The 14,605-nt window shown below is 72.1% G+C and carries 12 protein-coding genes; 7 read left to right on the top strand and 5 right to left on the bottom strand.

Going from position 1 to position 14,605, the window contains the following annotated elements; translation table 11 throughout:
• From IT347_11435 to IT347_11420, 4 genes are read left to right on the top strand one after another with little or no spacing between them, the layout of a single operon-like run.
• Complete coding sequence (locus tag IT347_11435) at positions 1 to 642, top strand: 4Fe-4S dicluster domain-containing protein (GenBank protein ID MCC6350187.1); 642 nt, start codon at positions 1 to 3, stop codon at positions 640 to 642.
• The gene (locus IT347_11430; protein MCC6350186.1) at positions 639 to 1,184 is read left to right on the top strand and encodes a Rieske (2Fe-2S) protein; all 546 of its coding nucleotides are present in this window, start codon (positions 639 to 641) and stop codon (positions 1,182 to 1,184) included. Before IT347_11435 ends, IT347_11430 begins: the two co-directional genes overlap by 4 nt.
• Entirely contained in the window at positions 1,181 to 1,408 is a 228-nt protein-coding gene (locus tag IT347_11425; GenBank protein ID MCC6350185.1) for a hypothetical protein, read from the top strand. The genes IT347_11430 and IT347_11425 overlap by 4 nt, the downstream gene beginning before the upstream one ends.
• Positions 1,408 to 2,523, top strand: coding sequence for a tellurite resistance/C4-dicarboxylate transporter family protein (locus IT347_11420; protein ID MCC6350184.1), 1,116 nt, complete (start codon positions 1,408 to 1,410; stop codon positions 2,521 to 2,523). The genes IT347_11425 and IT347_11420 overlap by 1 nt, the downstream gene beginning before the upstream one ends.
• Positions 2,524 to 2,571: 48 nt before the next feature.
• On the opposite strand, the gene IT347_11415 is transcribed toward IT347_11420, so the two are convergent.
• Positions 2,572 to 4,128 (bottom strand): FAD-dependent oxidoreductase, encoded by a 1,557-nt coding sequence (locus tag IT347_11415; protein ID MCC6350183.1) that lies wholly within the window; start codon positions 4,126 to 4,128, stop codon positions 2,572 to 2,574.
• Positions 4,129 to 4,464: 336 nt separating this feature from the next.
• On the opposite strand from IT347_11415, the gene IT347_11410 reads away from it, so the two are divergent.
• Positions 4,465 to 5,253 (top strand): hypothetical protein, encoded by a 789-nt coding sequence (locus tag IT347_11410; protein ID MCC6350182.1) that lies wholly within the window; start codon positions 4,465 to 4,467, stop codon positions 5,251 to 5,253.
• 82 nt (positions 5,254 to 5,335) lie between these two features.
• Here IT347_11410 and IT347_11405 read toward each other — a convergent pair whose 3' ends face one another.
• From IT347_11405 to IT347_11395, 3 genes are all read right to left on the bottom strand, one after another.
• Positions 5,336 to 6,070 (bottom strand): hypothetical protein, encoded by a 735-nt coding sequence (locus tag IT347_11405; protein MCC6350181.1) that lies wholly within the window; start codon positions 6,068 to 6,070, stop codon positions 5,336 to 5,338.
• A gap of 137 nt (positions 6,071 to 6,207) precedes the next feature.
• Positions 6,208 to 6,879 carry a methyltransferase domain-containing protein gene (locus IT347_11400; GenBank protein ID MCC6350180.1) on the bottom strand — a complete coding sequence of 224 codons (672 nt, stop codon included), beginning with the start codon at positions 6,877 to 6,879 and terminating at the stop codon, positions 6,208 to 6,210.
• Between the two features lie 214 nt (positions 6,880 to 7,093).
• Positions 7,094 to 10,666, bottom strand: coding sequence for an FG-GAP repeat protein (locus IT347_11395; GenBank protein ID MCC6350179.1), 3,573 nt, complete (start codon positions 10,664 to 10,666; stop codon positions 7,094 to 7,096).
• Positions 10,667 to 10,916: 250 nt separating this feature from the next.
• Between IT347_11395 and IT347_11390 the strand changes: the two genes are divergently transcribed.
• Positions 10,917 to 13,208, top strand: a complete 2,292-nt coding sequence (locus IT347_11390) for a protein kinase (protein MCC6350178.1) — start codon at positions 10,917 to 10,919, stop codon at positions 13,206 to 13,208.
• 104 nt (positions 13,209 to 13,312) lie between these two features.
• Here IT347_11390 and IT347_11385 read toward each other — a convergent pair whose 3' ends face one another.
• Complete coding sequence (locus tag IT347_11385; GenBank protein ID MCC6350177.1) at positions 13,313 to 13,993, bottom strand: phospholipase; 681 nt, start codon at positions 13,991 to 13,993, stop codon at positions 13,313 to 13,315.
• Positions 13,994 to 14,150: 157 nt separating this feature from the next.
• On the opposite strand from IT347_11385, the gene IT347_11380 reads away from it, so the two are divergent.
• Complete coding sequence (locus tag IT347_11380) at positions 14,151 to 14,603, top strand: ferritin-like domain-containing protein (protein MCC6350176.1); 453 nt, start codon at positions 14,151 to 14,153, stop codon at positions 14,601 to 14,603.
• The last annotated feature ends 2 nt before the right edge of the window (positions 14,604 to 14,605 follow it).

Raw genomic sequence — 14,605 nt, 5'->3', positions numbered from 1 at the left:
ATGCCCGTTCCCGGCGAACTCCACTTCTACCTCGACCCGGCGCGCTGCATCGGCTGCAACGCCTGCGTCCAGGCCTGTTCGGAGTGCGACACGCACAAGGGCGTGTCCATGATCCAGCTCGACTTCATCGATCGCTCGCGCTCGACCCAGACCGTGCCGGTCGTCTGCATGCACTGCGACCAGCCGACGTGCGCGGAGGTCTGCCCGGCGGACGCCATCAAGCGCACCGAGGACGGGGTCGTCCAGACCGCGCGCAAGCCGCGCTGCATCGCCTGCAACAACTGCGTGCTGGCCTGCCCGTTCGGGGTTCCCAAGATGTACGACGAGGCGAACCTGATGATGAAGTGCGACATGTGCTACGACCGCACCTCGCGCGGCCTCAAGCCCATGTGCGCTTCCGTTTGTCCGAGCCAGGCGCTGTTCTTCGGCACGCGCGAGGAGATCGAGGCGCTCCGCCCGGCGTCCCGGCCGCTCACCACCTTCCGATTCGGCGCACAGGTCGTGACGACGCGCGTGCGCATGCTGGTGCCGAAGAACCACGCCGAGCCGTTGCTCGCCATCACCGAGCCGCTCGAATCCACGGCCCCCGCCAGCCCGCCCGATCCGCTGCTGGCGAACCTCTACCAGGAGAGCGAACCGTGAGCCTGCGCGATCCCGACGAGCTGACGATCCCTCCCGACGGCCGGCCGGCGGCGGAGCAGCCGCAATGGCGGCGCGACTTTCCGATTGATGTTCCGCAGGATCACTACGTGGCCCGCCGCGAGTTCATCAAGTTCCTCACGCTGACGAGCTTCGCGTTCGTCGCCGGGCAGGCGTGGATTCTGGCCAGGAGCCTCACCGACGCCCGCGCGCGCTTCCCCGAGAAGCCGATCACGCGCCTCGACGCGCTGCCGATCGGCGGCTCGCTGCAGTTCGAGTATCCCGGGCCCGGCGAGCCGCGGCTGCTCGTGCGCCTCGCCGAAAGCCAGGTCGTCGCCTACGACCAGCGCTGCACGCACCTTTCCTGTCCGGTGCTGCCGCAGGTCGAGCAGGGCCGGTTCCACTGCCCGTGTCACAACGGCAACTTCGACCTCGCGACCGGCCGGCCGCTCTCGGGCCCGCCGCGCCGGCCGCTGCCGCGCGTGGACCTCGAAGTGCGCGACGGGGTCGTGTGGGCCGTGGGCGTCACGGAGCGCACGTCGTGAGCCGCCTGCGGCGCTTCTCGCGCGCCCAGCGCCTGCTGATCCTTTCGGGGATCGTCTCGATCGCCGCGCTCGTGGTGGCGCTGCAGCTGTGGCTGCTGACCGCGACCATGAACGCCTACCTCGGCGGCGACCGGCGAGTCGCGCTGCCCGCCGCGGCCGCAAGTCTCGGCTGCTTCCTGCTCAATCTCGGCCTGCTGCGCTACGTCTACCGGGTCGAGCGGTGATGACGACCGGCGATCTGCTGCCGGTTTCCGACGATTCCGCGCCTTCCGGACGGCTCGCCCGCGCGGTGGCCGGGCTCTTCCCCGGCTACTTCGCCCTCGTCATGGCCACGGGCATCGTCTCGATCGCCGGCGAGTTGCTCGGCTGGCGGGCGGTGGCCGTGGCGCTGCTCGCCGTCAACCTGCCCGTCTACGCGATCCTCGTGCTGATGACGCTCGCCCGCGCCGTGTTCCATCGCCGGCGGCTGCTCGCCGACCTCGCCGATCACGCGCGCGGCTCGGGCTTCTTCACGACCGTCGCCGGCACCTGCGTGCTCGGCAGCCAGTGCCTGATCGTCGGCGGCTGGCGCGGGCCGGCGCAGGTCCTGCTCGCCGCCGGGCTCGTGCTGTGGGCCGTGGTGATGTACTCGTTCTTCACCATCGTCATCGTCCGGCGGATCAAGCCCTCGCTGGAGCGCGGGATCAACGGCGCCTGGCTGATCGCGACGGTCGCGACGCAGTCGGTCGCGGTGCTCGCGATCACCCTGCGGACGCCGTTCGGCTGGCCTAAGGAGGAGGTGGCGTTCGGCGCGATCGTCTTCTTCCTCATCGGCTGCATGCTCTACCTCGCGATCATCACCCTGATCTTCTACCGCTTCACGTTCGTGTCGCTGTTGAGCGTCGCGCTCACGCCGACCTACTGGATCACGATGGGCGCGGTGGCGATCACGACCCTCACCGGCTCGGCGCTGCTGCTCGCCCGTGACGCCTCACCGCTGCTCGCGGAACTCCGGCCGTTCCTGCTCGGCTTCACGCTGTTCTTCTGGGCCGCGGGCACCTGGTGGGTGCCGCTGCTGATGATGCTTGGCATCTGGCGGCACGCCGTCCGGCGCTATCCGTTCGCCTACGATCCGCAGTACTGGGGAATGGTCTTCCCGCTCGGCATGTACGCCGCCGCGACCTGGCGCCTGGCGCAGGCGCTGCCCTTCGCGCCGCTCGAGGCGCTCGCCCGCGTCTTCCTGCCTCTCGCGCTCGCGCTCTGGGCGATCACCGCCATCGGGCTGGTCCGGCACCTTGTCCACGGCGGACACCACGGAGACGGTCCGCGGGCGCTCGACGCGGAGCCGGCCGCCCGTTAGGCGAACGGCAGGGCCGGCGGCGGCGTCCGGACGCCGTTGGTTTCGGAACTAGCGGCTGACGCCTCCGGCGAGCGCCTCCACCGCGGCTTCCATTTCGACCTCGGCCCGCAGGCTCGGGTGATCGCGATAGACGCTGGCATAGGCGAGTTTCCTTCCGCCCAGGCGGTAGGTGATCCCGCAGTCGTACTGGTCCACCTCGCCTTCGAACTCGACCGCGTCCCACTGTTCCGCGTGGCCGACGTAGACGAGCGAAAGGTCGTACTGCTCGGTCCAGAAGAAGGGCACCGCGGTGAAGCGTTCACGCCGCCCGAGGATGTTGAGCGCTGCCGTCCTGCCCTGCCGCTGCGCGACCGTCCAGTGCTCGACACGGATGCGCTGGCCGCTGAGCGGGTCGGGCCAGCGCGCGATGTCGCCCGCGGCGAAAATGCCGGGGACGCTGGTCTCGAGGAACTCGTTGACGAGCACGCCGCGCTCGATCGCGAGGCCCGCCCGCTCGGCCAGTTCGAGCGACGGGCGAACGCCGATGCCGACCACCACCAGGTCGGCGGCAAGCCGCTCGCCGTTCGTGAGCGTCACCGAGTCCGCCGCGATGGCGGCCGGCTTCGTGCCGAGATGGAAGCGGACGCCCTTCTTCTCGTGCAGGCGCTGGAAGCCCGCGCCCGCGCGCCCGCCGAGCACGCGCTCCATCGGCACCCGGCCCGGCGCGACGACATCCACCTCGGCGCCGCGCGTGCGCAGCGAGGCGGCCACCTCGAGGCCGATGAAGCTGGCGCCGATGACGACGACGCGCTTCGCGGCCGTTGCCCGCTCGAGCAGCGCGCGCCCGTCAGCGAAGCTGCGCAGGTAACGCACGTGGGGCAGGTCGGCGCCCGGAACCTCGAGCCGCACGACGTCCGCACCGGTGGCGAGCAGCAGCGAGCCGTACGCATGGCGCTCGCCGCTCTCGAGCCGCAGCGTGCGGCGGCCCGTGTCGAGCCCGGCGACGCGCGCCCCGAGCTTCAGCTCGACGCGCAGGTCCCGGTAGAAGGCCGGCGCACGCAGCACGACGGCCTCCGCCGTCGCGCCACCCGAGAGCAGGCCCTTCGACAGATTGGGCCGGTCGCAGGGCGGGTCGGCGTCGGCGCTCAGGATGGTGACCGGGCCGTCGTAGCCCTCGCGCCGCAGCGTCTCGGCGGCCGAAGCTCCGGCGGCGCCGCCGCCGACGATGACGACCGACTCGGGCGCATTCGTTCCGGCCGGCAGCGTGCGCCGCGGGGCAGCGGCCGGCAGCTTGCCGGTCACGTACACGCGGTCGCCGCGCCGCTCGACGCTCCAGCGCGCCACCGGATCGAGCGCCGGCGCGCGCACGGCTTCGCCCGTGCGCAGACTGAAGCAGGCGTGGTGCCACGGGCAGCGCACCGTGTCGCCGACGACGATCCCCTCGCCGAGCGGGCCGCCGTAGTGCGTGCACGAGGCGCCGATAGCGAACAGCTCGTCGCCGCGCCGGGCGATCAGCACCGGCTCGCCGTTCACGTGGCCCGCGATCATGCCGCCGTCGGCGAGATCCGCGAACGCGACCCCCTTCGCGAGGTCGGCTCCCTGCTCCGGTGCGCCGGACTGGCTCATGGCTTCCTCCCGTTGAGAACGAATGGCGCCGCCTTGCGCGGCTCTTGTTGTCTCGATGCCCGCGTGCGCGGCTCGGTGCGCGGTCATTGCGGGCCACCGCCGCCGCGACACCGCCGGTCGTCGCCGAGGCCGCGCCGGTCGGAGCACGCTTGACCCGTTCGCCGGATCAGGCAACATTCATGCGTCAACGAAGCACCGAACGCAATCGCATCGGCCGCCGAGGCGGTCCCGGGTGCCCCAGGGCCGCCGGGGACTTCCCCGCCGCCAGCACCCGCCGGAGTCCCCCTGAACACGCCAGCCCGCACGCAGGAAAAGTTCTCGATCTTCTGGTTCGCCGTGCTGGCGCTCGGCCAGTACGCGCTGCTGCTCGTGGCCTTCCGCTTCCTGCTGCCGGACGTGTGGGCGCGGCAGTTCGCCGCCGGCTGGGGCCCGCTCGCGCTGGCGTTCCTCGCCGGGCACCTGTTCCTGTGCTTCTTCGAGTGGGTGTTCCACCGCTACGTCCTGCACGCGGTGACCTCGACCCGTCTGCGGTGGTTCGCGAACGCGCACCGCAGCCACCACGGCCTGACCCCGATCAAGCTGCAGCCCGCGCCCGAGGGGCATGACCGCTACGTCCTGAACCGCTACCCGATCATCGAGGAGGAGCAGCACCTCGACTCGGCGTTCCCCTGGTACGCGATCCTGGGTTTCTGGGCGTTCTTCACGCCGCTGCTGCTGCTGATCCAGTTCCTGCTGCCGAAGGCTCCGGTCCTGATGGGCGGGTACGCGGCCATCACCTGGTCCATGTGCCTCTACGAGATCCTGCACGCCGTCGAGCACCGGCCCTACGAGTGGTGGAAGCAGGCGACCGAACACCCGCGCTTCGGCGCGTTGTGGCGGCGCATCTACGGCTTCCATCACATGCACCACGCCAACATCTCGTGCAACGAGGCGATCTCGGGCTTCTTCTCGCTGCCGATCGCCGACTGGGTGTTCGGCACCTACCATCAGCCCCGCGAACTGCTGCTCGAGGGCCGCGTGGCGACGGCGAAGGATTTCGCCGTTCCGCCGCCGCCGGGCTGGGTGCGCTGGCTGGACGCCTGGGCGCGCAAGCGCGAGTCGGAGATCCGCCGCCGCGATCCGTAGCAGCGCGCCGCGCCATGACGCGAGACGCCCGCGCGATCCCCCGCGCGGGCGTCTCGCTCTTCCTGGCGCCGGACCGGCGGGTCTATCCCTGAACCACCCAGAAGCCGTCGTCGAGGACCAGCGTGCGCACGTACCCGCCCCGGTCGCGATCGCGAATCTCGATCGTCTGGCGGTGCGAGGCCCGGTCCACATGATCGGTGTAGCTGTCGAGGTCCGGGAACTCCCGGTCGCAGTAAGGATCCCAGTAGTAGCAACCCGCCGGCGGCAGGTTGTCCACGCTGATCCCGTCCTCGTACCGGCTCACCACCGGCTGCCGCACGACGACCCTGCGGTAGCGGATCGGACAGTAATAGGGCAGCCCGATGCCGACACTGAAGTAGGCGCGCGGGCGTGGATGGCGGTAGTAGTAGGAGGTGCGGGGGTACCAGGCGCGCCCGCGGTAGTAGCGCGACGTGCCGCGCGGGTGTTGCCAGCCGTCAAACCCGCCGTGGTCGTGACCGCGGCCGCGCGACACCCAGTCGCGGTGCGTGCCGCCGCCGTTCCACACCCGGCCACCGTCGCCCTTCCAGCGAACATCGCCGCCACCCTGGCCCCGGGTTCCGCTCCAGCCCGGACCGCCGCCGCGCACGCGGCCGCCGTCGCCCTTCCAGCGCGCCTCGCCGCCGCCGGAGCGCTCTCCACCGCCGGCCTTCATGCGCCAGGCGCGACCCTCTCCCTGCGCCTGGACGCTGCCCGCGACGAGCACGAGCGCGGCCGCGAGCAGAGCACCGGCCAGCGCGATCGGCCCCACGAATCCCACTCTCATCGGTCCATTCACGACGCGTTCCTTTCGGCGCGCCGCACCGGGGAGTGGCCCGCGCGCCCGTGCGGAAAGGATGCACCGGCGCGGCCTGGGGAACCAAGCACGATTCTCGAAGGTTTGCAGCCGCGTGACCGCCGCCGGGGCCCGCGGCGTCAGGCCCCGAGGCGAAACGCCGCCTCGTAGATGACCGGAGGGCCGCCGGCGCGAAGCGCGCCGGCCGGGGGGCGGTTGTACTCCGTGAGCGGCACCGACGGGTGCGGCTCGAACCCGGCGGCCGCCATCTCGGTCACGAGCTGAGCCCCGGTCAGGAACACCTGCGGCGAGCCCGAGAACTGCGTGAACACGAACGACTCTCCCGGCACCGGCGGGGCTTCGGGCCCGAACGTGTTTCGCGAGAAGGTGAAGACGAACAGTCCGGCGCCCGGCGAGGCCGCGGCCGCCGCCTCGCGCACGGCGCGCCGGAACTCCTCCCCGTCGCGCGCGAGGTTCCAGATGCCGTGCGCGATCACGAGATCGAAGCTGCCGGCGCGCACGGGCAGGCGGTCCATCGTGGCGCAGGCAAGTCGTACGCGCGCGGCGACGCCGGCCGCACGGGCACGCCGCGCCGCGGCGTCGAGCATGGGCATGGAATCGTCGAGCCCGAAGACTTCCCATCCGGCTTCGGCGAGCGGGACCGCGTTGCGGGCCGCGCCGCAGCCCAGGTCGAGCGCACGGTGCGCTCCCGCGGCACGGAGCTCCCCGGCGAAGCGCATGAGCACGGCATTGGGCGGCGACTGCGCGAACCCGGCGACGGTTCCCGGCGCGCTCCACGGCGACTCGCGCATTCCTGCCTCCCCGCGCCCCGGCGCCGCGCGGGGCGTCAGGCCCGGCGCGCGCCTGGGATTTCGCCCGAGTCTTACCGCAGTTGGGGGCGAGCCACCAATGCCGGGCGGCGTGGAGCCCGCGAACGAGGCGGCCACCCGCGAGGGTGGCCGCCGTTCGTGAGACGTCCGTTTCCCCCGGGCGCACGGCCCATGACCGCGCGCCCGGACGCCCGTCTCACTTCATGCGCACGACCTTGCGGCTCAGCGCACGGCCCTCGGCTTCCAGCCGCACGATGTAGATGCCGGCGCTCACCGCCCGGCCGTCGTCGCCGGCGCCGTCCCATGCGATCCGGTGTTCGCCGGCGCCGAGGTCACCGCGCGACAGTACGCGCACGCGGCGCCCCATCACGTCGTGCACCGACAGCGATACGGGACCTGGCTTCGAGAGCGAGAACACCACCGAGGTCGAGGTCCGCATCGGATTCGGCCGCACGTCGGCGAGCAGGAGTTCGGCGGGACGGCGCCCGTCGGCCACGTCGAGGAACGTTCCCGGCGTGCGGAAATCCGTCTCGCGCCGGCCGCTGCGTTCGGGCGAGCGCCACGGCCCCGTCGGGTAGTAGATGTTGTTGGAAAGCGTGCGCATCCGCCACGCGTAGGGCACGCCGGCGGTGAGACCGCCCGCGCCCGCGATCATGCCCGCCAGACTGCCGTACGCGCCCGGAGCGCCGGTCGCGTACCAGCCCGTGAAGCCGGCCGTGGCTCCACCCGGCAGTCCGACCACTGGATCCACGCGATACTGCAGGCGCACCTTGGCGCGGCCCGCCGACGACCGGCCGGTCGAGAGCAGGTACACGCCGCCCGGATCGCTCATCGTCGAGGGCTGCATTTGGTGGGCAGGCGCGGTGAACCGGTAGGCGCGGCCGATCTGGAACGCGCCGCCATAACCGCAGCCGTAGTACGTGCGCGCAATGCCCTGGCGGTAGCCGGTGCCGTTGTAGCCCGGCAGGCCGAAGACGAGATCGCTCCAGCCGTCGCCGTTCACGTCGCCCGCGTTGGCGAGGGAATGGCCGAGGTTCGCGAACGTCGAGCCGCCGCTCGCGGTCCACACGGGGCTTGCGCCCGCGGGCAGCGGGCCGCGGTACACGTAGGCGCGGCCCTGATCCTGCGGGCCTCCCATGTCCTGGAACACGGCGCCGACCAGCACGTCGCTCAGCCCGTCGCCGTCCACGTCGCCGGCCGAGGAGACCGCGGAGCCGAACCCGCCGTTCGCCTCGCCGCCGAACTGCGACCACAGCAGGCCGCCAAGGCCGAATGGGCCGCCGGCGAAAACGCGAGCCACGCCTTCGCCCGGGAGCGTGTTCGTGGCGGACGGACCGCCGACGATGATGTCGCTGTAGCCGTCGCCGTTCACGTCGCCGGCCCCCGCGACGCTGGCGCCGAAGCGCCAGGACGCGAACGTGTTCATGAAGTAGGAGCCGCTGGGGCCGCCCGCCGAACCGTACGCGATGTGGACGCGTCCGGCGTCCGGGTAGGGATTGCCCAACCGATCCACCGAGTCGAAGTCCGGCTCGCCGATGACGACGTCGGCGTACCCGTCGCCGTTCACGTCGCCGGCGCCGGCGACGCTCTGGCCGAGGTGCGAGTTCACCTGCCCGCCCGCGCGCGACCACACCGGCGGCGTCACCACGCCGCCCGCGCCGCCCAGGTAGACGTAGGCGACGCCCTGGTCGCTGATCGGCGTGACAGGGTCCTCGGCGTTCGGCGCGCCCACGACGACGTCTGGATAACCGTCGTTGTTGACATCGCCCGCGGCCGCGACCGAGGCTCCGAAGTAGCCGCCGGGGGCCGGGGCAGTGAGCGTCTGGTTGGGGCCAGAGACCGAGGGCCCGCTCGAGCTGCCGAACCACACGCGCACGAGGCCGCTGTTGCCCGCCGCGGTGTGCGCGCTGGCGAGGATGTCGGCGTAGCCGTCGCCGTTGACGTCGGCGGTCGCGACCGAGAGGCCGGTCTGGTCGCCGTTGGCGCCGAAGTAGAACCAGTCGTAGGAAGCCGACAGCCCCGTCACGTGACCGTAGAACACCATCAGCAGGCCGTTGTTGTAGCTGCCGCCCGTGGTGAAGTCGTACCAGGTCGGGCAGCCGACGATGACGTCCTCGTAGCCGTCACCGTTCACGTCGCCGCCCGCCACCGACCAGCCGAGGTTCGGGTTGTCGATCGCGCTCTGCGTGACGGACCAGTTGGCGAACGTCGAGGGCGCCCCGCCGGCGCCGTAGTGGACGGACACGCGCCCTTCGAGGTTCTCGCCGTTCGTCCAGTAGGTGTCGCCGACGAGCACGTCGCTGAGCCCATCGCCGTTCACGTCGCCCGCGGTGCGCGCGGTCGCGTAGGTGCTGGGCCTGGCGAGGGTCTGCTGGATCAGCATCACGCTGCCCGCGCTCTGCAGCAGGTCCCAGCGCGAGGTCTCGCCGATCAGCAGATCGGGATGACTGTCGCCGTTCACGTCGCCGGCCGGATCGAGCGAAACACCGAACATCGCCCCTGGAACGCCGGAGCTGTCCCACCACAGGCGGTTCGCGGTCGCGGTGTCCACGCCCGCCGAAGTGCCGCGGAAGATCGAGGCCAGCCCGGAGTCGGTGCCGTAGTTGTCGTCGTAGGGCGAGCCCACCGCGACGTCGGCGTAGCCGTCGCCGTTCACGTCGCCGGCGGCCGCGACCGAGTTGCCGAACGTTCCGAAGAGGTGCTGGCCGGCGATCGTGGTGCCCGAGGAGATCGAGCCGACGTTGCTGAAGCCATTGATCAGCGGCAGGCCGCTGGCCGAGCCGTACACGATGTAGGCCTTGCCGACCACGCCGACGAACTGCAGATCCGCGCCAGGCGCGCCGGCGATGATGTCGTCGTAGCCGTCGGCGTTCACGTCACCCGCGCCGGCGACCGAGGTGCCGAGTCCCGCCCCCGAGCCCACCGAAAAGCAGCCCGGTCCGTACCAGTTGCTGCTCGCCGTGAGTCCGGTGGCCGAACCGTACATCACCTCGACCAGCCCGGCGCCGGTCGCGGGACCGCACGGGAACATCGAGCCGTAGTTGGGCATGCCGAAGATGACGTCGCCGTAGCCGTCGCCGTTCACGTCGCCCGCCGGCCCGCCGCTCATGCCGAGCGAGAGCGCCGGGAAGTGCGCGTTGAGCGTGTTGAAGCCGGACATGCTGAGGCCGGCGGCGCTGCCGAAGTAGAGCCGCAGGTTACCGTTGTTCGGCCAGAACATGGCCATGTCGGCAAAGCCGTCGCCGTTGACATCGCCGGCCGGGCAGATCGCCGCGTCCGCGGGCAGCGTCGTGACCGGAAAGCCCGGCTGGAGCGCGGGCCCCGACGCCGAGCCGAGGAACACGTAGAGCGCGGTGTTGAACGAGTTGACGTTTCCGGTCGCGGCGAAATCGCCGTAGCCATCGCCGTTGAGGTCGCCCAGCGGGTGCGCGTAGCTGCCGAGGTAGCGGCTCGCGACGTTCGATTCGTACGCCCAGCCGGGAGTCGTGCCCACGAGCGACGGCTGCGCGGGCGGCTTGAGGCCCGCGGCGAGCGCGCCCATGCGGGTCGCGGTGAGGTTCGCGCCCGACCCCTCGCCGCTCATGACCTCGGCCAGCCCGGGAAACGCCTGTGCGCTGCGGTCGGGTTCCCACAGCTTCGGCATCACGAGCTCGGTGGGCGGGGTTTCGGCGGAGAAGGCGGGCGCTGCGAGCGCGAGCGCCAGGGAAATGGCGCCGGCCACGCGGAGGGCCGCGCGCAGGGGGCGGGTGGTGTCGGTCGAGGAGATCATGGGGCCTCCCGGGGCGGGTGGGGCGGACAGGAGAACTCGCACGGCGAGTCGTCCGGCGGGTGCCGGACGTTTTCTGGAATGCCGCAAAGCGGTGGGCGTCACACGCGATCCAGCGGCGGTCACGAAAAGGGCCGCAGGCGGGCTGCCGGGCTCCGATCCCCCTGCTATCCTGCCGCCCGGCCGCTCCCCGCACCGCACGGTCCGCGCGGTTCCTGCTCCTTCATCCCGCCCCCCCCCGGAGATCCCGACCATGCCGCTCCAGCCCGGACAGCGGCTCGCCCACTACCAGGTGCTCGCCCCTCTGGGCGCGGGCGGCATGGGAGAGGTCTGGCGTGCGCGCGACACGAAGCTGGGCCGGGACGTGGCCATCAAGGTCCTGCCCGAGTCGGTCGCCGACCACCCCGAACGCCTTGCGCTTTTCGAGCGCGAGGCGCGCACGGTCGCCGCGCTCAGCCACCCGAACATCGTCGTCCTGCACTCGATCGAGGAGAGCGCCGGCGTGCGCTTCCTGACCATGGAGCTGATCGAGGGCGAGACGCTGGAGCCGCTCACGGCGCGCGGCGGCCTCGCGCTGATCCCGCTGCTCGAGCTGGCCCTGCCGCTCGCCGAGGCGCTCGCGGCCGCCCACGCGCGCGGCGTCGTGCACCGGGATCTCAAACCACGCAACGTGATGCTTTCGACGGAGGGCCGCGTCAAGGTCCTCGACTTCGGGCTCTCCCGCCCCGCCGGCGAAGCCAGCAGACCGTCCGACAGCAACTCCCCCACGCTCCAGGCCTTCACGCTGGTCGGCCAGGGCGCAGGCACGCTTCCCTACATGGCCCCCGAGCAGGTGCGCGGCGGCCCGGTGGACGCGCGCACCGACCAGTTCGCCTTCGGGATCGTTCTCTACCAGCTCGCGAGCGGCCGGCATCCGTTCGCGGCGGAGACGCTCGCCGACGTCAGCTCGGCGATCCTGCGCGACACCCCTCCGCCACTGCCCGGACTGCGGCCCGACCTGCCGGAAGCCTTCGCGCGCCTCGTCGAGCGCTGCCTCGCGAAGGACGCGGGGGCCCGCTTCCCCGATGCCACGGAGATCGTCCGCGAGCTGACGCGCCTGCGCGCGGCCGGCGCGGTGGTTCCGGCCACCGCCGGCGCCGCGGCCGGAACCGCCGCGGGCGCCTCGATCCGCTCGCTCGCCGTGCTGCCGCTCGACAACGTCTCGCGCGACCCCGCGCAGGAGTACTTCGCCGACGGCATGACCGAGGCCCTGATCTCCGATCTCGCCCGACTCGAGAGCCTGCGCGTCATCTCGCGGCGCAGCGCGATGAAGTACAAGGGCGTGCAGAAGTCCGTGACCGAGATCGCCGCCGAGCTCGACGTGGACGCGGTGATCGAAGGCTCGGCGCTGCTGGTGGGCGACCGCGTGCGCATCAACGTGCAGCTGGTCTCGGCGCGCGCCGACCGGACGCTGTGGAGCAGCCGCTACGACCGCAAGCTCGAGGACGTGCTCGACCTGCAGAGCGACGTGGCCGCGGCGGTCGCCCGTGAGATCACCCTGCGGGTGAGTCCGGGCGAGGCCGCGCGGCTCGCGCAGCGCCGGGAAGTCAACCCCGAGGCCCACCTCGAGTACCTCAAGGGCGCGCACGTGGCCGAGGCGACGTCTCCGCAGGCGATCGAGCTGGCCGTGCGCCACTTCGAGCGCGCGCTCGAGCTGGACGACGGCCACGCCCCCGCCTGGGCCGGACTGGCCGACTGCCACGCCACGCGCGCCTCGCGCGGCATGGCCCCGCCGGCCGCGGCCATGGGGCAGGCGCGCCGCGCGGCGGAGCGTGCGCTCGAGCTGGATCCAACCCTCGCCGCCGCGCACGTCGTGCTCGGTCAGGTGCGGCTTCGGGGTCAGGACATGGCCGGCGGGCTCGCGGAACTTCGGCGCGCCATCGAGCTGAACCCCGGGCTCGCGAACGCCTGGCAGGTCCTCGGCCGCGCCCACTACTGCCTGGAACAGCACCCGCAGGCGCAGGCGGCCATGCTCAAGGCGGTGAGCCTCGATCCGCTGTCCATGGTCCTGCACACCGCCGTGGGAGACGCCTATTACTACGGCCGCGAATTCCAGACCTCCGCGAACTGGTATCGCAAGGCCATCGAACTGGACCCGCGCTTCGACGGGGCCCACACGGACCTCGCGCGCACGCTCGAGGCGCTGGGGCGCTTCGACGAGGCGCACGAGCAGTACGAAGAGGGCCGGCGCCTCGCCGGCGGCGTCGCCGGGCCGAACTTCGGACTCGCGCATCTCGCGGTCAGCCGCGGCGACGCCGCCGAAGCACGACGCATGCTGGCGGAGCTGACCGCGGCCCGCGGCCGGCAGGTGGTCTCGGCATGGGGCATCGCCGTCCTGCACGCCTGCCTGGGCGACGTGGAGGACGCGTTTCGCTGGCTCGATACCGCGTTCGAGGAGGGCTCGACCGGGCTCGTCTTCCTGCGCGTCCATCCCCGGCTCGACGGCATTCGCCAGGATCCGCGCTTCCCCGCGCTGGTGAAGCGCATGGGGCTCGACGGAGGCTAGCCGCGCGGCGTCACCGGACGATCCGGGAGTTCGCGGCGGAAGGACGCACCCGAAGCCCGTTCGGCGGCATCGGCCCGGGCCCGGGTCCGCGCACCGGGCGCGTCCTACGCCCCGCGCTCGATCTCCGCGAGCAGGCCGCCCGCCGCTTCGCTGAGCGCCTCGCTCCACTCGTGCCCGCCCTCGAAGACCAGCCAGCGTGCGTCGGGGCGCGAGAGCCGGACGATGGCGAGGTCGCCTTCGAGCCGCGCGGGCGTGAACCAGCCGTCGCCATCGCCGGTCGCCACGAGGACTCGCGGCCACGGGCGCGGGGTGCCGGCGGCGAACTCGGGCGGCACATCCCCTCCCGAGACGATGATGGCCGCGCACTCCCGCCGGCCGAGCAGGCCGGCCCGATAGGCCATCGCGACGCCCTGCGAGAAGCCGGCGAAGACGATCGCGCGTGGAGGGCCGAACTCGCGCTCGAGCGCGTCGCACACGCCGTCCACCCAGGCGACGTTGTCGGCGATCGCCTGCTCGCGATCCTGCCGTGTCATCCAGTTGGCCACGACGGCGTCGGACCTGCCGGAGTAATAGCGATTGAGTCCCTGCACGGAGGCGACCAGCCAGCGACCCGAGCGCGGCACCCGCGCGAGCGATGGAAAGAACGCTTCGGCCGTCTGCCCCTGGCCGTGAAATCCCACCAGCCAGCACGCGCCGCCCGTCCCGGCGGGCGGACGCACGAAGTAGCGCCCGTGCACGGTGGCGGGCGCGAATCGCAGCAGCGGATCGTGGGAGTCGTCGGGCATGAACGCGCGCGATACTACCGCCGCGGCGTCGCGCCGGCACGTCGTGCGGTTTCCCCTCCGGACAACCCCGCGGGCCGCCGGGCGTGCGATGGGTGTAGGTTCGCGACGTCGCCGCACCCACCCCGCACCCCTTCGGGGGTCACCACGGAGGCTCCACATGGCTGCCAGGAAGAAGTCCGCCGTGAACCGGAACGCGAAGATGATCGCCCTGCTCAACGAGGATCTGGCGGGCGAGCTCAGCGCCATCATCCAGTACATGACCTACGCCGCGAAGACGACCGGCCCCTACCGGCCGCAGCTTTCGCAGTTCTTCCTCTCCGAGGTCCCGGGCGAGACCGCGCACGCCCAGTTCCTCGCGAACAAGATCGTCGCCCTCGGCGGCGAGCCGACCACCGTTCCGCGCCCGGTGCCGGTCGCGCACACCAACCACGACATGCTGGTGGCCGTGCTCGAGGCCGAGCGCCGCGCCCGCGCCGACTACACCAGGCGGGCGAAGCAGGCGGAGCAGTCCGGCGACAAGGGCCTGCAGGTGCACCTCGAGAACATCGTCGCCGACGAGGAAGGACACTTCGAGGACACCGAACGCATCCTGCGCGACTGGCCGCTCTGACC

The organism is Candidatus Eisenbacteria bacterium (assembly GCA_020847735.1).
In the GTDB taxonomy this organism is placed as follows: Bacteria; Eisenbacteria; RBG-16-71-46; order RBG-16-71-46; family RBG-16-71-46; genus CAIXRL01.
This window is presented reverse-complemented; position numbering and strand designations above follow the sequence as displayed.

Bases quoted from the DNA above. Each gene is read 5' to 3' on its own strand.
- IT347_11435 (MCC6350187.1), top strand. From the start codon at position 1: ATGCCCGTTCCCGGCGAACTCCACTTCTACCTCGACCCGGCGCGCTGC.
- IT347_11420 (MCC6350184.1), top strand. From the start codon at position 1,408: ATGACGACCGGCGATCTGCTGCCGGTTTCCGACGATTCCGCGCCTTCC.
- IT347_11415 (MCC6350183.1), bottom strand. From the start codon at position 4,128: ATGAGCCAGTCCGGCGCACCGGAGCAGGGAGCCGACCTCGCGAAGGGG.
- IT347_11400 (MCC6350180.1), bottom strand. From the start codon at position 6,879: ATGCGCGAGTCGCCGTGGAGCGCGCCGGGAACCGTCGCCGGGTTCGCG.
- IT347_11395 (MCC6350179.1), bottom strand. From the start codon at position 10,666: ATGATCTCCTCGACCGACACCACCCGCCCCCTGCGCGCGGCCCTCCGC.
- IT347_11390 (MCC6350178.1), top strand. From the start codon at position 10,917: ATGCCGCTCCAGCCCGGACAGCGGCTCGCCCACTACCAGGTGCTCGCC.
- IT347_11385 (MCC6350177.1), bottom strand. From the start codon at position 13,993: ATGCCCGACGACTCCCACGATCCGCTGCTGCGATTCGCGCCCGCCACC.
- IT347_11380 (MCC6350176.1), top strand. From the start codon at position 14,151: ATGGCTGCCAGGAAGAAGTCCGCCGTGAACCGGAACGCGAAGATGATC.